Here is a 16,947-nt window from a genome sequence, read left to right as displayed (position 1 = left end):
CGCCCTGCTCGGCCTGCGCTCCCCCACCCGGGCGCTCCTCGCGCTTCTCCCGGCGGCCCTTGCCTCCGGAGCGACCTTCGGTCTCCTGGGCCTCCTGGGGATTCCCCTCAACCCCATGAACTTCGTCGCCGTGCCGCTGGTCCTGGGCCTGGGGATCGACGACGGCCTCCACCTGGTCACCCAAGCGTGGAAGCGGCCGGAGCAGCCCATCGCAGCCATCCTGGCCGAGAGCGGGTGGGCCGTCACATGTACCACGGCCACGACCCTCGCGGGCTTCGGCGCCCTGCTCACGGCCCGGCACGGGGGACTGGTGTCCCTCGGCGGCCTCGTGTGCCTGGGGGTAGCTCTGTCCTGGGCCGCCACGGTCGTCGTGCTCCCTCCCCTGCTGCGGTGGGAGCGCGGGGGGCGCCCGTGAGCGTGCGCCGGCGGCACCCCCTCAACCACCCCTGGATGTACCGGGGCGGCGTCGCCCTGGTGCGACACCTCCCTCGGCGGTTCAACCGGACGTGGGCTCGCTGGCTGGCCGATCTCAACTTCTGGCGCCTTCGGGAGAGCCGGGAGGCCGTGTGCGCCAACCTGGAGCCCCTACTGGGTCCGGACCGGCGGACCCTGCGGGCCGCTACGCGGCGCCTCTTCCGCAACTATGCCGAGCAGTTGGTAGACTACGCCTACTTCTTCGGGGGCGGGGGGAGGCCGGCCGAAGGGTTCTTTACCCGGGCCGAGGGCTACGAGCACCTGGAGGCGGCGCGGCTGGCGGGGCGGGGGGTGATCCTGGCCACGGCCCACCTGGGCTTCTGGGAGCTCGGGGGGCTCCTCTTTCGCCAGTGGGGTCACCCCGTGCACGTGCTCACCCTGGAGGACCCGGACCCCGGCGTCCACGAGGAGCGGCTGCGGATCCGGACCCACCTGGGCATCCGCAGCATCACCGTGAGCAAGGACCCCTGGAGCAGCCTCGCCGTTGGCCGGGCCCTGCGGGAGGGCGCACTGGTGGCCATGCTCGTGGACCGCTACGCAGGACCCGACCCCGTCTCGGTGGCGCTCTTCGGCCGTCGCACCCGGTTCGCGCCGGGGCCCGCTCTGTTCGCCCGCATGACCGGGGCCGCGGTGGTTCCGTCGTTTGTCCTGGCGGACGGCCGCGGCGGGTATCGGGGGTTGATCCTGCCCCCCGTGCCCATGGAGTTCTCCCGGGACCGGGAAACCGACTTGCGGGAGAACGCCCAGCGCCTCGCAGACGCCACCGGCGGCGTCATCGCGGAGTACCCCGACCAGTGGTTCAACTTTGCCCTCATCTGGAGCGAGACATGATGCAACGCGTCCTCCTCGCGGCGATCCTCCTTGCCGTGGCGTCCGGCTGCGCCACCAACCGCTACGTCGGCCCCACCAGCGGCCGCTCTGCCGACGCCCAGTGGGGGGTCTCCCGCGCGCTGGACCGGGCCCTGGAGAGCCTGGACTGGGGTGTCGCCCGGGACAAGGCCGCGGCGGTCACGGTCGCCACCCTCACCGAAAGCTATGGAGGCCGGAGCGCCGAAGAGCGCTACCTGGAGGAGGCCGCGCGCCGCCGCCTGCGGGAAGAAGGGGCGCGGGTCACCGGAGGGGAAGCGGCAGAGCTCGAGGTCGTCGTGCTCGCTCGCGTCCTGGGGGTAAACCGCACCCGGCGCGACTTCATCCCCCTCTACTACTCGGAGCTCGTCGAAGGCGTCGCGGAGGTGGACGTGCTCTTCGTCACAGCCACAGAGACCCGGGTGCAGAGCCGATCCGCCGCGGCCGCCCGGCGGCGCTCCTACCTCTTCTACATGTTCGGCCCCATCGTCCGGGAATGGCCCGAGTGAGGCGCGCTGCCCTGGCGGTGCTCGCCGCAGCAGCCCTCCTGGGCTGCGCCACCCATCCCGAGCCCGGCCCTTCCGCGCTCGCCGACGCCGTCGAGCAGCGCCTGGTGGCCGCGCTCCTCGACGTTGCGGTCTCGGAGATACGGTCCGAGGTGGGCGGCCTGGACCTTCGCGTGCGCGTGGCGCCCGAGGACGCCTTCTTCAGCCGCTATGCCCGCGTCCGCCTAGAGCACGCGGTGCGCGAAGGGGGAGGCACCGTCGCCTCCGGGGCCGACGCCTCCCTCCTGCTCGAGGTACGTCTGGCGGGCCGCGAGCGCGCCGAGCGCAACCTCCTCCTCCCCCTGGGGCAGTATGTGCGCGTGCCCCTCTACTACGGCCAGGAGGATCAAAGCGCCCTGGGTGCGCGCGTGCACCTCGAGGGCCCTGCCGGGGCAAGGACCTGGGACGTGGTAACCACCTATCGCGACCGAAGCTCCTACCTGTTTCGGGTAATCGGACCCTTCTGAGCCAGGGCCGAGTGCAGCAGGTTTCCCCTTCGCAAACGCAAGGCGGTTGGTTCGAGCGTGCGTCCCGTGGTCGCCGGAGGCGTCGCCGAGGGGACCGACGGATGGTGCCGGTGCGCCACACCCGGCCCCTCAATCCGTCCGGCAGGTTCGGTTGCTGTCCCGGCTGCCGTTCACGGCTCCAGCGCTGCCGTTGACAGGGTCTCAAACGGCGCTAGCCTTGCTGCGTCCCTGCCCCGCCGATTCTCGGCAAGACATCCAGCGCCGATTCCCGAGATGCTCGGTACCCGCGGGGATACGTCTTCTACAGATGTCACAAGGTGTCGGCAATACCGCCGGCCACCGCTCGCGCAGGAGGCTGTCATGAAGAAGACTTGGGTAGCCGCCATCGTTGCCATGTCGCTGTTGATCGGTCTCGCGGGAATGGCAGGGGCGGCCAACACGGATCGTTTCGGAATGGCAGGATGCGGCCTCGGATCGCTTCTCTTCGGCGACGACCCGGGCAAGGTCTCGCAGATCTTGGGGGCCACCACCAACGGAACCTCCGGCAACCAGACCTTCGGGATCACCTCGGGCACGAGCAACTGCGATCCGAAGTCCGGGCCGGCGGGCGCCAAGCTCTACATCGAGACCAACCGCGAAGCCTTGGCGAAGGACGCCGCCCGGGGCTCCGGGGAGACCCTCTCGGGCCTCGTCGCCCTGGCCGGGTGCCGCGACGCGGGAAGCACCGGCAGCGCCCTGCAGCGGAACTTCGGAACGATCTTCCCCGGTGTCGGGGTGCCGGACGCCCACGTCAGCGAGACCATTCTCGGCATCCTGTCCAGCGATCCCGCCCTGGCCTGCGAGAAGCTGCTGTAACTCGTCCCCGGTCTTGTGCTGGTGCGGGGCTCCTCCCGGAGCCCCGCTTTTCTTCTGCCCTGCGTCCAGGAGTGCTCTTGCGGCGGTGTTGGATCGCCTTGCCCATCGCTCTGCTCTCGTGCGGCTCCTTCCCCGCCGCGTGGGGCAGCGAAGGCGAGGCCCCCGAGGTCTATGTAGCCAAGGCACAAAGCTTGGGCCTCGCAGCCCATTCTCCGTGGCTTCGCCTCGGCCACTACCAGCCGACCCCGGGGGGCGGATGGTGCAGCCAGGTGGACGGTGCCGCCTTCTTCCTCTCGGACGAGGGCAAGCGCGATCCGGGTGCGGAGCTCGAAGCCACCTTGAGGGGGCTTTTCCGGCCACCTGGGGACACAAACGCCGACGATCACCCCCTGTGCACGTTTCCCGCACGCGCCGCGTGGCTGAGTGAGCAGCTCGACATCCCCGCGGGCGAGCTCCCTTCCGTCACCTGTGCGGGGTTCTCAGACTTTTTCGGTCGCCTGGATCCCGTTTCGGTCACCTTCGTCTTCTCGTCCTACTACCTGAACAACCCGGTCTCTGCCTTCGGCCACACCTTTCTGCGCGTCAACAGCGCGGCTTCTTCGCAGACGCCGGCCCGGAGGGAACTGCTCGACTACGGAATCGACTACGCGGCCGTCACGGGCGAGGAGAATGCGGTCTGGTACGCCTTCAAGGGGCTCTTCGGTATGTTTCCCGGGAAGTTCAGCGCCATGCCGTACTACTACAAGGTACGCAAGTACAACGACATGGAGTCCCGGGACATCTGGGAATACGACTTGTCTCTGACGCAAGACGAGGCGCGCTTCCTGGTGAGGCACCTGTGGGAGCTAGGGCGCACCTACATGGACTACTGGTACCTCACGGAAAACTGCTCCTACCACATCCTGGGGCTCCTTGAGGCGGCGCGGCCCGAGCTCGACCTGACTTCGCCGCTGGCAAAGCCGGTTCTGCCGGCGAACACCGTAAAGGCGGTCGTCTCGGCTCCCAGCTTGGTAACGCGCCAGCGCTACCGCCCCTCGATCCGGGCACAGTTCCGAGAGCGGATACGAGACCTCAGCTCGACGCAGCGCGACTTCGTGGAGCAGCTCGCCGGGAATGCCTCATCTCCCCTCCCCCCTCCTCTCTCGTCGGCCCAGGCGGCCGCAGCTTTCGACGCGGCGCTGGACCTCTTGGAACGGCGGTCCTTTCGAGAGTTCCTTGCCGACCCTGGAGGGAGCGCCGCCCGGGATAAGCAGCGGCTGCTCGAGCGGCGGGCGGCCCTTGGGGTCGTGAGCCCCGAGCTGGTGCTGGCTCCCAGGAGCCAGGATCTGCCCCACGCTGGGCACGGCTCCCGCCGCGCCGGCGTCGGCGGGGGAGCCGCGACCGGCGACGGGGGCTTCGCCGAGGCGACCTTTCGCATCGCCCTCCACGACTTGCTGGATCCCGCGCCGGGCTACCCGGAGTCGGCCCAGATCGAGTTCCTGCCGATGCAACTGCGGTACTTCTTCGAGAAGGAGCGCCTGCGCCTGGAGGAGGGGTACTTCGTCCGGGTGCTCTCCCTCTCGCCACGGGACCGCTTCGAGAAGGATCTCTCATGGAAGGTCGCGGCGGGCGCCACGACGATCTGGGGGGGCGGGTGCGACGACGGCTGCACCGCAGCCCATCTCGGGGCGGGCGCAGGGCTGGCCTGGGGGTTGCAGGATGACGCCGCGCTGTTCTGGACGACCTTCGACGCCGACCTCTATGGCTCCCCCCAGCTCGACGGGGGAATCGCAGGCGGGCCGGTGCGAGCCGGAGCCGGCCCGGCCGCCGGCCTTCGCGTCCGCCCCCACCCGTCCCTCGTGGGGCTCGCGACCGGCAAGTGGACGTTCCTGCCGGGGCAGGACCCCCGGGGAGTTTGGCAAGCTGAAAGCAGGGTGCGCTGGGGCTGGTCCCCGAGCCTGGCGGCTAGTCTCGACCTAACGGTACGGCCTTCCGATCGCACCGTGTCGCTGGGAATGTCCGTGTACTTCTGAAGCCCGAGAACGGGTAAGGCTGCAGGGTCTTCAGGAATCCTGGTGCCCCGTGCTACTCTGGCCTCCTTTGGGAGAGGCGAAAAGCAGACACGCTGGAAGTAGACACCTATGCTGCACTGTGGAGGTATAACGTATTGATGTTACGGCGTTATCTTGGTGCCCTTCGGGGCGCAGAACCCTTCTAGGTCCCGGTGGAGATCGTGCTCGCCCGCTCCGCGGGCTTCTGCATGGGAGTGCGCCGGGCCATCGACATGGCCCTGGAGGCCGCACGCAACGAAGGCCGGGAGGTGTTCACCCACGGCCCCTTGATCCACAATCCCCAGGCCCTGGAGAACCTCCGGGAGCAGGGGGTGATTCCCCTTCCCCCGGAAGGGCCCGTCCCCTCGGCCACGGTGGTGGTCCGGGCCCACGGCGTGCCGCCCACCGACCTGGAGCGGCTGTGCCGGCAGGCCGGCCGGGTGGTGGACGCCACCTGTCCGAAGGTCTCGACGATTCAGAAGAAGATTGCCGAACACAGCCGGAAGGGCTACGCGGTGGTGATCGCCGGCGATCCGGACCACCCGGAGGTGGTGGGGCTGCTGGGGCATGCGGCGGGGTTTGCGCGGGTGGTGTCCGAGCCCGGCGAGGTGGACGCCCTTCCCGCGCTCGACCGGGTGCTCCTGGTGGCCCAGTCCACCCAGGACGAGGAGGTCTTCGAGGCCATCCGGGACCGCGTGCTGGCCCGGTTTCCCCACGCCAAGGCCCTCGCCACCATCTGCCGGTCCACCCATCGGCGCCAGACCGAGGTGCGGAAGATGGCCGGGCAGGTAGACGCGCTCATCGTCATCGGCGGGAAGAACTCGGCCAACACGCGCCGGCTCGCGGAGATCGCCCGCGCCCTGGGTTTGCCGGCCTACCACGTGGAGACCGCCGCGGAGCTCCCCCTGGGAGAACTGCGGCAGCTCTCCCGCGTCGGGGTGACCGCCGGGGCGTCGACCCCGGCCTGGATCATCGAGCAGGTGGTGGTCACCCTGGAGGGGCTCGAATCGACATCGTCCCGGGCGATCAAAGGGAAGAGCCCCCTCACCCCCCGCCGAAAAGCTCCGCTGGGGGCTTGAGGAGGCCGAGTCCGGCCAGGCCGGCGATCACAAGGGTGTACAGGATCGATACGGCCAGGTCCTTCGCCAGCATCTGCCGGGTGTAACGACAGGGGGGCGTCCGGCACAGGGCGCGGCTCGCGCCGGTGTGGAGCAGGACCAGGCCTGCGGCGTTGGTGGCCCAGTAGCCCAACACCACGGCCTGCGTGAAGCGCCCGGGGGACAGGTACTCCACCGCGCTGCCGAAGGCGTAGGCCAGGGGCAGGTTGACGGCGGCGTCGTTCCACCACGAGAGCGGCGAGAGCAGATACCCGACCGTCGCCAGGAGGGCATGGGCGAAGCGGCTCCCCAGAGCGCGCGCCCCCCTCGGATACGTCCTCACGGCCGGTCCCCGGGCCACCTCCGCGCCGTCCCCGCCGAACCCGGCCCCAGGCTATACCGGCAGGCCATACTCCCGAGGCGCCTTCCCGGGTTCCTTCCCCCCGACGCTGCGGGCTTCCTCCTCCGTGGCGTCCACCAGCCGAAGGCCCGGCGCCACGGCCTTCACCTCGCCGCCCCGCACGATCAGGTGCCGCTGTCCTCCATCGAGGTTGTAGTAGGCCTCGTCCTGCCGTTTGCTGCGGTCCATGTGGCCTCCCTCTCCTGCTCTCCCGTGTGCCCTGCACCCTGCGGCCGGGTCGCCCCGCCCGGAGACGAGCACTTCGTTGCCGAGTGGAGCCACTCTACCACGACCGGGGGACCTCCGGCACCGTCTCCGGACGTCTCCGGACGAAGCCCATCCCCCGGGGACCGCCGCGGAGACGGGGGACTGGGAATGCTTCGGATAGACCGAGGGCCCGGGTCTTCGGACCCGGGCCCTCGCAGGGACGCCCCGTCTCCTGGGTCACGGTGCGCGAGGGGTGTCCTCCGCCAGGCCGGCTCCCTTCTCGCGAATCCCTTGGAGCAGTCCCTTCACGGCCCCCAGCGCCATCAGGATGGCCGGGACCACCTGCGCGGCGACGATCAGGGCGCAGAACCCGAGGAAAGCCCACACGAACAGCCCGCTCGTGTCCGCTCTCGTACCCGTGGCGGCCAGGGCAGTGACAGCGGGTCCCACCGTGGCGACGGCGGTGAGGAGCAGTCTCTTCGCGGTGGTCCTCATGGCTTTCTCCTTCCCTTCCCCTGGGTGCGTCGTGTGTCGGCTCAGGGCGTGTCCCTCGTCTTGCCCTTCACCCTGCGGCAAAAGCAGGATGCGTGCCACAAGTGAAAGGGAGTGCGACCGCCACGAAGAAGATCACAAGAACCTGCTGCTTTTCGGGAAAAGCGAAACGACCGAGCGATTCCTGCCCGGAGTTCGAAACACCGGACGGGCCAGCAGGTGTATAGCTTCCCCATGCAGCCAGACGGGCTCCACCCCCCCGCGGCGCCGGCGTCGCCTCACGGAAAGGCTGATTTCGTGGAGAAGACACCGGAATGTGGCACCGGGACTGACCGTATACCGAGTTCTTCAGTCGTCAACTCTGGGGACCCGGGTCGGCGATGGCGGCGGCTTCCCTTCAGGCGCGGCGGGCCCGGAGCACCTCCATGGCCTCCGTCACCCGTCGAAAACGCTCGGCGTCCCCAGCCCGGTCCGGGTGGTGCGCGCGAACGAGGTTCCGGTAGCGGCGACGGATCTCCACCGCAGAGGCACCCGCGGGCAGTCCCAGGACCTCCAGGGCTTCCCCTTCCCTGCCGTACACGCGATAGCGCCGCCAGAACCACCGAAGCAGCTCCTGCACGTCCTCCCGAGTGGCCCGCGAGAGGTTTTCCAGCTCCAGGTAGTAGGCAGCCAGGGGATCGGGAGGCGCGGGGAGCGCCTCCGGATTCGGCGCGGCATCCTGGAGGGGCAGGAGGCGAACTCTCAGGCAGTGAATCTCCAGGCTGCCCGAGCCGGCGCGCTCCAGGGCAATCCGGAGCCGGTGCAGGTGGTGGAAGAGGAGGAAGTGGACCCGGAAGAGCGACAGCTCGTCCAGCCCCCGCAGGGGTCCGTCCCCCCGGAGCCGTGCGAGCAAGTCGTACTCCCGAAGCCCCTCGGGGTGGTCCCGGAGCAGGGCGTAGAGGCGCTGGAGCTCGGGCTCGAGGGCTGGCATGGCCTTGGGGATGCCGGCGCTGGGGGCGCCGAACCTCGGAGCCTGCGCGGGGTTGCTGGAGAGTTCGAAGGCCCCCCCCGGGAGAACCCGCAGAGGGTGACGCCCGGGAGGGGTTCTAACGGACCCGGCTAGAGCTGGTCCCGCTCCGCAAGGCGCAGGTACATGAGGGCCTTGGCGTTGTCGGGTTCCCGCTGGAGGATCGAGTTCCACTCGTCCACGGCCAGCTCGATCTGCCCCCGGCTGTAGTAGGTGATCCCCAGCTGGATGGTGGCGTTGGAATAGCCGGGGTGTTCCCGGCGCACCCGAGTGAACTCTTCGATGGCTCGGGCGTAGTCGCCCATGTCGCGATACAGGATCCCCAGCCGGGTGCGGAGGTCCGGAAAGTGGGGCCCGAGGGCGAGGGCCTTGTGGTACTCGCCCACCGCGTCGTCGTGGATGCCCAGGCTGTGGTAGATCTCACCGATGTCGGCGTGCAGATTGGCCAGGCGTCCCTTCACGAACGGGTCTACGGCTCCCTGCTCCACCAGGGAAGCCTTTCTGGCCCGGTCGAAAGCGCCCTCGGCCGAGGAGTACTGCCCCATCTCGTTGAGGGTCACGGCCAGGTTGAGGTGGGCCTCGGTGTACCGGGGGTTGATCTGGATGGCCCCCTCGAAGTGCTTCTTCGCCCCCGGGTAGTCCCCTTTCTCGAAGGCGAGGGTACCCAGCATGTTGAGAACATCCGCAAACCGGCAACCCAGGTCGCCGAGCTTGCGAAAGAAGCGCTCCGCGTCTTCCGACCGGCCCTCCTGAAAGGCCTCCCGTCCCAGCTGATAGAGCTCGATCATCGCCGCTTCCATGGCGCTCCTCCGTCTCGTCGTACCCAGAGTCCCCGCTCAATCCCCCCGGCCGGGCTCCGCCTTGCCTTGCAGCTCCAGGGCCAGACGCAGGGCCTCGTCCCTCTGGGGTGCGTCCGGGTAGTCCCGAACGAGGGTTTCCAGGCGCTGGCGGGCTGCCGCGTAACTCTTTCGGCGCAGGTAGTAGCGGGCCACATAGAGCTCGTGGGCCGCGAGCCGCGCCCGCAGGTCCGCGAGCCGGCGGCCCGCGTCTTCCGCGTACTCGCCCTCGGGGGCGGCATGGAGAAGCTTTTCGAAGGCGTCGGCGGCGTTGCGGGTGTGGGTCTGGTCCCTGTCCTCGGGGAGGCTCACCGCGGCGTAAGACAGTCCTCGGCGGTACAGTGCGTAGGACGCCCTGGGGTGGGTGGGATGGAGCTCTTCAAAGGACCGGTAGGCGGCGGCCGCCTCTTCGTATTCCTTCTTCTGGTACGCGATGTCGGCGGTGAGCAGCCTTGCCTCCGTCGCGTAACGCGAAAACGGGAACTCGTCGGCAATTTGGTCGAGGAGCTCCTGCGCCGCGTCGAACCGTTTTCGCTCTGCGGCCTCCTGGGCCTGGCGGTAGAGCTCTTCGGGCGGCAACTCTGCCCTCTTGGCTTTGCCGGCGCACGCAACTGCCAGCAGCGTTACCAGCACAGCGGCAAGTCGAACCACGCGCATGGGGCGATGCCTCTTGGGAGGGAGCGGGCGCCCGAGGGCCTCGGGGCGGGCCAAACCATAGCCCGAATCGGGGTGTGCGTCAACGCGGGCACGGGACCAGGATCCACCACCTGGGTGGCAAGCGGGGTCCGGGAGCCCCGGGAGGCCCTTCCGGGGCTCAGAGCCTTGCCCCTTGCGCCACCGCCGCGGCTTGCAGGGCGGTGCCGGTCCCCTCTTCCACCCACTCCTCCCGGCGCCGGTGGAAGGGGAGAAAGACGAGCCGAGCCCGCTTGACGCGGAGCTCCACGTCGGCAACTCGCGCGAGCTCCCGGGGCCGCCCGCCCACGAGCTGGGCCAGGAGCACCTTGAGGGCTTGAGCCGCTTCGGCCAGGGGGAGTCGCACCGGTTCGGCCTCGAAGGGCGCGCCGAAGAGGTGCGGGGAGGGAGGCACGTCGAGGGGGGCCAGGCTCAGGACACGAGCCAGGCGCAGGAAGGTGCGGGGCTGGAGCTTGAAGCCCGGCACGAGCAACAGGCAGGGCTGCCGGTCCCACCCCTCGGGCGCCGGCTGGTACGAGACCACCCAGCGGCGCAGCTCTGCCCGGCTCTGGGCAGGAAGCCCCGTCGCCCGAAACGCGAGCTCCCAGAAGGGGAAGTACCGGGCTCCCCGGTGCCGTGCACGCCGGGCGGCGTAGGGCATGGGGGCCAGCGCCCCGCCCCGGACCCACCAGGCCCGGGTGCAGTGGCTGCAAAGAAGCGCCGCCGCCCCCGGGGAAGCGGGCAGCCCGTGGCCGCACTCCGGACAACGCAGGGGCAGAAAGGCGACGCGGCCCGTCGGTCCCCGGCCTCCCGTGGCCGGTCCGGAGCGCAGAGCCTGGGCTTGGGTTTCCGTAAGGGGGTAGGTGGCCCCATCCCGAAGCGCTTCTTGCAGCACCCACCCCGCCGCCCGCTCCTCGACCGTATGGGGCGCAAGGACCAGGGCCACCGTTTCCCCGATGAGGCGGGTGAAGAGGGCCCGGCCTGGGTGCAGGGCCTCCACCGCCCCCTCGGCCGCCTCCACCGCCGCAGCCGCGCTGCGGTCGGGGGCCACGGCGGGGGCTCCCCCCAGATCCAGCGCCAGGGGGGCCACCTGGGGCCGCACTCCGAGATTGGCTCCCGAGGGCAGGGCGTCCAGGGCGGGCACCGTGGCGTCCAGGAGCCCCCCCTGCACCTGGGGCGGATCGGCGGTCACTCGGTAGCGCAGACCCCGAAAGCGCCAGAAAGGCAGGTACACGAGGGGTGCGGCCCCGAGACGCTCCTGCGCCGGGGGGAGCCGATAACACAGGGGTCCGGGCGACACGAGGTAGAGCCCTGTGCGGCAGAAAGCGCACGCCAGCACCGGGTCCCCCACGTCGAGTTCCACCCGGCCGCCGCACTGGGGGCAGGCAAGCTCGGCCCGCCAGAGCTCGCTCACGGTTCCCGGCTACCCGGGAACGACGCGGGCGCCGCAGGCGTTGCAGAAAACGGCTTCGGGCCGATTCTCCGCCCCACAGGACGGGCAGGTTCTGTCGGGAGCCCGTGCACCGGCCTGTGCCCCGCAGGACGGGCAGAACCGCGCCGTAGGCCCGAGGTTCTTGTGGCACGCGGTGCATCGCCGCAGGACGAGGAGCTGGTGGCCGCAGTGGGGGCAGAAGCGAGCGTCGCCCGGCGCGGGCAGGCCGCACTCGGGGCAGTGGCCCTCGGCCGGGATCGGGGAAGCGGCAGGTGCGGCGCCGGGGACCTGGGTTGCGAGCCCGCCCAGGAAGGCCGGCGCGAGCAGGCCCAGGCCCAGCCCCAGGGCACCCTCCGCCGGCCCCCCGGCCAGCGCGGCCTTCTCCAGGGCCGACGCGGCCTTGAGCTGCACGAAGGCCCCCATCCGATCGCCCACGGCGCCCAGCCGCGCGCGGTCGTCGATGGCCTGCTGCACGTCTTCCGGGGGGGTGATGGCGTTGATGAAGAGGCCCCGGAGCGCCACCCCGTAGTCCGCCAGGTCGCCCGCCAGCCGGGCCGCGAGCCCCGACGAAAACTCCTCGTAGCGGCTGGGAAGCGCGAGCACCGTTTCCAGGTGCTCCCCCAGGTGGTCGTTCAGGCGCGAGACGATCACCTCGCTCACGAAGGCCTCCAGTGCCTCGATGCCGTAGGTGGCCTGGGTGCCCACCAGGGAATTGACGAAGAGCACGGGCTGGACGACCTGGAGGTTGCAGATGCCGTGGGCACGAAGCCGCACCAGGCCGAGCTCCGAGTCCCGGAAGGCCACCGGGTCCCGGGTGCCCCAGCGCAGACTGGTGAATACCTTGAGGTTGACGAAGTACACCTCGGCCCGAAACGGGCTCTTGAAGGCCCAGGGAAGCGCCAGGGCCTTGGTCAGGAGCGGCACGTTCTTGGTGACCAGGGTGTGGCGCCCCGGGCCCAGGGCGTCGCACGCCACGCCGCCCGTGTAGAAGACCGCCGCCTGGCTGTCGCGCACGATGACCTGGGCGCCGATCTTGAGCTCCCCCGACCCCCGCTGGGGCAGGCGGTGGGCCAGCTCGCGCCCCGTAGGGTCGAACCACTCCAGCACCTCCAGGAACACCAGATTGTCCGTACCCATTGATCCGCTCCTCCCCTTCCTCGCTGCAAAGGCACTGCGGAGCTCATCGGCTTGGCACGTCCAGCCCTTTACTCAGGTCCTCTCCCGCGAGATCCGCAGGGCGCCCCGGGCGTGGTCCTCGTTCCATCGATATGTGAAAACGGCCCGCCAAGAAGATCCGCTCCCAGCTCACGTTGTCGTTTGTGTTCCAATCCGAAGTGAAAACGCATTCCAGTTCTAAATGGAAACGCCTACCCGGATTCCTGGTCTTAATGAAAACACGTCTGACAGTCAGAAACCGCTGAGGGGACGAAGCCTTGCGCAACCTGAACTTGCCATGCGCGCCAGATCTCCAACCAGCCGCGGGTCAGCACACATCGCTTCTTGCTCCAGCCAACAGCAGGCAGAGTTGAGCACCTCGATTGCTCGCGCCAACTCGCTGTCTCCGGCGTCCGGTGCCACAAGCCGCTCTGCACTCGCAAGCCCGTGGGACCCCACGTAGTCCCCCCAGAACGACGGGAGAAACCATCGACAGTCCCGGCGGACACGGTCCTGCAGGTGTCGGAAGATGTCCATGCCGGCTTGATCGAGGTCGCCGAAGTGATACAAGGGCACCTCGGACGGGACTCGGGTGAGGAAACGAACCGTCAGAGGGGAGTCCCAACCGGGCGTGTGTGCGGCCCAGGAGGCCTGGCACCTCCGGGAGATCGATATAGGCCCCAAGGTTCTCCACGGTCAGGATGGCGACGGGCAAGACCCCAGAGAGCGCAATGTCACCGAAGAACGCCCGTTCCGGCAGAATGACTTCACCTGCCGCAGCCATCACAGCATCGCAATCGATCTCTCCCCTGGCGAACTGCAGCCGCAGCCCGCGGTTCGGACGAAGGCGCAAGACATTGTCCGTGGTGGCCTCCACGCCGGTCTCCCCAAACTCGTCGTCCGTGGGCAGCGATGCCTTGGAATGGAGTCCAAGAACGGCCGCCAGGGTCTTTCGATGGAGTCGTATCGGGAAATTCTTCGCATCCGCCAATGCGGCGCGACGGTCAAGACGAGAGAGATTCTCAACCGACAGCGGAAGGCTGTGGGAGAGCAGGTCTGTGAGTGCTCTTCGCCACTCAGGCCAGACGGTGTCGAGCAGGGATCGGATGTCATCGCGCGCGAAGGGCACGGCTGCCACGACGCCACGCCGAGTTGTCTGCCCGACCCACCCAAGGGACAGAAGATGCTCGATCACAGGCCGCGTCTTTGCACCGGAGCGGAGAGCCCCTTCATGATGCAGGCGAAGAAGCGCCATCCGCTGGTGTGCATCCGTCCAGTTCATGCGGTCGCCGCCTCGGCTTCGTGAAGGTCGACGACCGAGTCCGAGGGCGATGATTCCCCCGGTCGAGGTGCCAACCACGAGATCGAAGTGATCGACGAGGCTGGTCCCGAGGTCCTCCTCCAACTTGGCCAGGAGCGCCACCGAGAAGAGCCCCTTGATCCCGCCTCCGTCGAGGGAGAGGATCTGGAACGCGTGGACGTCGCCGCCATCGCTCGATACTGGGCACTCGGGTGAGGTTTTCTCTTGCGGCATGGCGACGAGTTCCCTACAATTACACTCATGTAGAATGGTTGTTTCAACGAAAGGATATATACTTAAACTGTGGGAGAAAAGTCAAGGGCCGTCGATGACCGAGACGCCATCCACACTGGGACGCCGCATCGCGACACTTCGTGATCGGAGGGGCTGGACGCAGAAGCAGTTGGCCGAACGGGCCAGCGTCAGCGTGCCCTTCCTCAGCGAGATCGAAAACGACAAACGAAAGGCCGGGGCAGACGTGATCCTGAGGATTGCGAAAGCGCTTCGGGCCTCGCTCAACTACCTCATGAAGGGCGAGCAGCAGGAGACGGAGGGGGTAAGACAACCTCTTCTGATCCCTCCCGAGTTAGCCGAGACCGCCGAGGAGGAGGGCTGGTCCTATGCCATCACCGCGGAGAATGTCGAGACCGTGAACGCCGTCATCGCACGCCGGGGCGGGACATCCAGCCGCCCGCACGCGGCGAAGAGTTGGACCAAAGAGGAGTGGATCGATTTCCACAGGAGGTTGTTCCGTGGGGAGTCTGGCGACTGATCCTCGGGTCCTTGCCCTGGCCCGGCAACTCGGGCTGAGAACGAGGGGGGACCCCGTCGGCGCACTCAAGATCGGAAACTCATCAAGACCCTGGATCGGCCGCACGCTAAGCGGTGCCAGACAAGGGTGGTTCGAAGCTGGGGGGTTGTGAAATGAGCACAACACCAGGAAAGCCGGGACGCGGCTTTGACTTGCAGGAAGAAACGGGGCCAGGATTCCATCGCCCTGGAGCCGAGGCGTGGGCGCCCCCTCTCCCTGCCCACGATGTCCAACTACGCCTTCTCAACCAGGTCCCGACCTTCCACTACGTCACCGTCCAGAATGCTCCGACCTATCGGGCCATCGTCCATGTGTTCTACGAGGCGAAGCAGCATTACACGATCGGCCTTCGGCCGCATGAGGTCCTGGACGAGCTTCGGAAGGGCCCCTTCTTCACGGAAATTGCCGACGAGCAGACGCTCGACTACCACCTCGCTCAACTCGTGACGTGGGAAAACCTCACGCGCACCCATGACACGGCCGCGGTGAGCCGAATCGAGGACTTCTACCGCAAGCGCCACGTCTTCCATCTGACGGCCGCTGGGGAGGCTGCGCATCGTGCCGTGCTGGAGGTCGAGGCCACAGTCGGCCGTTCCGGTTCCCTTCAGACCAACATGCTGGTGAAGGTTCGTGACGCCCTTCAAGGGCTCGTCCAGGAAGCGGGCCGGGGATCTCCCGAGCCGGACCAGGTGGTCAGACTCCTCCACGATCTGCACACGGCCTTCGCGACGTTGACCGAAGAAGCAAACATCTTCATCGGAGAACTCAACCGTCATACTGAGGGAGAAGAAGAAGATCGGTTCGCCCTCAGAAAACAAGCGGTTCTCGCCTACATCGGCCGCTTCATCGAAAAGCTCCGGCAGCTCGCCGCCGAGATCACTGCCAGTATCGGAGCGCTCCACCCACACATGGACCGTGTCACAGCGGCCGCGGCGACCTCGGCCGACTTGCCGCCGGCTCTGGGGGACGAGGACCCCATTACGCTGTGGACCCGGGAGCAGAACGCTCGTTGGGAGGGAGTTCGCTCCTGGTTTGTGGGGAGTAGATCCCAAGGGGTTCCGACCGTCGAGCGACTCGCAGGGGTCGCCGTCGGAGCCGTGATTGGGCTCACCCGTACCCTCGGACGCCTCAACGATCGGCGAAGCCGCCCCATCGACAGGGCGGCGGACTTCCGCGTTCTCGCGCACTGGTTCGCGATCTGCGAGACCGAGAGCGAGGCGCACGAACTCTGGCACGCGGCCTTCGGTCTCGGGTCGGCTCGCCACTTTCACTTGGCAGAGGAGGACGTCGAGACCACAAGTCCCGGAACATCCTGGTGGGATGCGCCTCCCTCGGAGGTACCTGTCCGGTTGCGGACCCGTGGGGAGGTGAGCCACGCGGGGCGGCCATCACCGGTAGCGGATCACAGCCGCGAAAAGGAGTGGATCGCGCAACGACGCAGGCGGGAAAGGGAACAGCTGGAGGCCGCGGTCCGGCGCTTTGCGGACAGGGGCCCGCTCTGGCTGAGTGACATCGCGACACTGGATGCAAACGAGTTCGATCTCTTGCTGGAACTGCTCGATGAGGCCCTCAGTGCACCCCGACAGCTCGACCGGGCGCGCAGCACGCAGACCTCCGACGGCCGTCTCTCGATCACGCTAGAGTTGCCCGGGGACTCCGACTCGCGACGGGTGACGCTCATCACCCCCAGGGGCCGTCTTCGCTGCCGGGACTACTGCCTCACCGTGAGCGAGACCACAGCAGGCTCCCTGCGCCTCCCGCGAAAGAAGGCCGCCGGACTGCTGGGGGCGGTCGCGCAATGAGCGACACCACCCTAGCCATCGCACTGGAGGCGACTCTTCGAAGCGAACGCAAGGCCGCACTCCGTCACCTTCTTCGGCATCCCTTCACCACGGCGCGCAATCACCCAGAGATCTTTCCCCAGATCGTCCGTCATCGGCAGTGGCTGGGGGACTGGTTCGCGGAGCAACCCGGGTGGAAGCTCCTGGTAGACCCGGCGGCAGGTCTTGCACGCCTCTTCAAGGTTCCCTGGCGGGCCGACGCCACGAGGCCCGCCAGGTGCACTCGGAAGCCGGCGTTCGACCCTCGTCGTTACACGCTCTTCTGTCTTACCCTCGCTGCTCTCGATGACAGTCCGGCCCAGACCACGCTGGCACGGCTCGCGGAACTCGTGGCCGAATCGAGCGCGGAGAGCGGAAATCTGCGCCGGTTCGACCCTGATGCCGCCGGAGAACGAAGGGCGTTCGTAGACGCGCTTCGATTGCTCGTGGACCTTGGCATCCTCGCGCTTCGCGATGGAGACACGGACCGCTACGTACAAAG

General features: G+C 68.4%; 20 protein-coding genes. 11 read left to right on the top strand and 9 right to left on the bottom strand.

Annotation, left to right across the window (positions count from 1 at the left end; all coding sequences use genetic code 11):
- The 7 genes from AB1578_14830 to ispH all read left to right on the top strand — a co-directional run.
- On the top strand, window positions 1-415 hold a 415-nt coding region (locus tag AB1578_14830), incomplete at its 5' end, for an MMPL family transporter (protein MEW6489180.1).
- Entirely contained in the window at window positions 412-1,305 is an 894-nt protein-coding gene (locus tag AB1578_14825; GenBank protein ID MEW6489179.1) for a lysophospholipid acyltransferase family protein, read from the top strand. The genes AB1578_14830 and AB1578_14825, both read left to right, overlap by 4 nt.
- The gene (locus AB1578_14820) at window positions 1,302-1,829 is read left to right on the top strand and encodes a hypothetical protein (protein ID MEW6489178.1); all 528 of its coding nucleotides are present in this window, start codon (window positions 1,302-1,304) and stop codon (window positions 1,827-1,829) included. Before AB1578_14825 ends, AB1578_14820 begins: the two co-directional genes overlap by 4 nt.
- A complete protein-coding gene (locus tag AB1578_14815; protein MEW6489177.1) occupies window positions 1,826-2,332 on the top strand; it encodes a hypothetical protein in 507 nt (168 codons plus the stop codon). Before AB1578_14820 ends, AB1578_14815 begins: the two co-directional genes overlap by 4 nt.
- A 360-nt stretch (window positions 2,333-2,692) precedes the next feature.
- Window positions 2,693-3,187, top strand: coding sequence for a DUF3015 family protein (locus tag AB1578_14810; GenBank protein ID MEW6489176.1), 495 nt, complete (start codon window positions 2,693-2,695; stop codon window positions 3,185-3,187).
- A gap of 77 nt (window positions 3,188-3,264) precedes the next feature.
- Window positions 3,265-5,199 (top strand): DUF4105 domain-containing protein, encoded by a 1,935-nt coding sequence (locus tag AB1578_14805; GenBank protein MEW6489175.1) that lies wholly within the window; start codon window positions 3,265-3,267, stop codon window positions 5,197-5,199.
- Window positions 5,200-5,399: 200 nt separating this feature from the next.
- Entirely contained in the window at window positions 5,400-6,296 is an 897-nt protein-coding gene (gene ispH / locus AB1578_14800; GenBank protein MEW6489174.1) for a 4-hydroxy-3-methylbut-2-enyl diphosphate reductase, read from the top strand.
- Here ispH and AB1578_14795 read toward each other — a convergent pair.
- The 9 genes from AB1578_14795 to AB1578_14755 all read right to left on the bottom strand — a co-directional run bounded on the left by AB1578_14795 (window position 6,262) and on the right by AB1578_14755 (window position 13,955).
- Window positions 6,262-6,657, bottom strand: coding sequence for a hypothetical protein (locus AB1578_14795; GenBank protein MEW6489173.1), 396 nt, complete (start codon window positions 6,655-6,657; stop codon window positions 6,262-6,264). The genes ispH and AB1578_14795 overlap by 35 nt on opposite strands.
- Window positions 6,658-6,708: 51 nt before the next feature.
- Window positions 6,709-6,903 (bottom strand): hypothetical protein, encoded by a 195-nt coding sequence (locus AB1578_14790; GenBank protein ID MEW6489172.1) that lies wholly within the window; start codon window positions 6,901-6,903, stop codon window positions 6,709-6,711.
- Window positions 6,904-7,158: 255 nt separating this feature from the next.
- Window positions 7,159-7,416 carry a hypothetical protein gene (locus tag AB1578_14785; GenBank protein ID MEW6489171.1) on the bottom strand — a complete coding sequence of 86 codons (258 nt, stop codon included), beginning with the start codon at window positions 7,414-7,416 and terminating at the stop codon, window positions 7,159-7,161.
- Window positions 7,417-7,810: 394 nt separating this feature from the next.
- Window positions 7,811-8,383 (bottom strand): DNA-J related domain-containing protein, encoded by a 573-nt coding sequence (locus AB1578_14780; GenBank protein MEW6489170.1) that lies wholly within the window; start codon window positions 8,381-8,383, stop codon window positions 7,811-7,813.
- Between the two features lie 128 nt (window positions 8,384-8,511).
- Complete coding sequence (locus tag AB1578_14775) at window positions 8,512-9,219, bottom strand: tetratricopeptide repeat protein (protein MEW6489169.1); 708 nt, start codon at window positions 9,217-9,219, stop codon at window positions 8,512-8,514.
- Window positions 9,220-9,255: 36 nt separating this feature from the next.
- Entirely contained in the window at window positions 9,256-9,912 is a 657-nt protein-coding gene (locus tag AB1578_14770; protein MEW6489168.1) for an outer membrane protein assembly factor BamD, read from the bottom strand.
- A gap of 157 nt (window positions 9,913-10,069) precedes the next feature.
- On the bottom strand, window positions 10,070-11,341 hold the full coding sequence (locus tag AB1578_14765) for a hypothetical protein (protein ID MEW6489167.1): 1,272 nt from the start codon (window positions 11,339-11,341) through the stop codon (window positions 10,070-10,072).
- A gap of 9 nt (window positions 11,342-11,350) precedes the next feature.
- Window positions 11,351-12,496 carry an SPFH domain-containing protein gene (locus AB1578_14760; GenBank protein MEW6489166.1) on the bottom strand — a complete coding sequence of 382 codons (1,146 nt, stop codon included), beginning with the start codon at window positions 12,494-12,496 and terminating at the stop codon, window positions 11,351-11,353.
- A 346-nt stretch (window positions 12,497-12,842) separates the two neighbouring features.
- Window positions 12,843-13,955, bottom strand: coding sequence for a hypothetical protein (locus AB1578_14755; protein MEW6489165.1), 1,113 nt, complete (start codon window positions 13,953-13,955; stop codon window positions 12,843-12,845).
- Here AB1578_14755 and AB1578_14750 point away from each other — a divergent pair.
- The 4 genes from AB1578_14750 to AB1578_14735 all read left to right on the top strand — a co-directional run.
- Window positions 13,884-14,030 (top strand): hypothetical protein, encoded by a 147-nt coding sequence (locus AB1578_14750; protein ID MEW6489164.1) that lies wholly within the window; start codon window positions 13,884-13,886, stop codon window positions 14,028-14,030. The two genes, AB1578_14755 and AB1578_14750, sit on opposite strands and share 72 nt — an antisense overlap.
- Window positions 14,031-14,142: 112 nt before the next feature.
- Window positions 14,143-14,586 (top strand): helix-turn-helix transcriptional regulator, encoded by a 444-nt coding sequence (locus tag AB1578_14745; protein MEW6489163.1) that lies wholly within the window; start codon window positions 14,143-14,145, stop codon window positions 14,584-14,586.
- 152 nt (window positions 14,587-14,738) lie between these two features.
- Complete coding sequence (locus AB1578_14740; GenBank protein ID MEW6489162.1) at window positions 14,739-16,427, top strand: TIGR02677 family protein; 1,689 nt, start codon at window positions 14,739-14,741, stop codon at window positions 16,425-16,427.
- On the top strand, window positions 16,424-16,947 hold a 524-nt coding region (locus AB1578_14735; protein MEW6489161.1), incomplete at its 3' end, for a TIGR02678 family protein. The genes AB1578_14740 and AB1578_14735, both read left to right, overlap by 4 nt.

This window comes from Thermodesulfobacteriota bacterium, from assembly GCA_040756475.1.
GTDB lineage: Bacteria > Desulfobacterota > Deferrisomatia > Deferrisomatales > JACRMM01 > JBFLZB01.
This window is presented reverse-complemented; position numbering and strand designations above follow the sequence as displayed.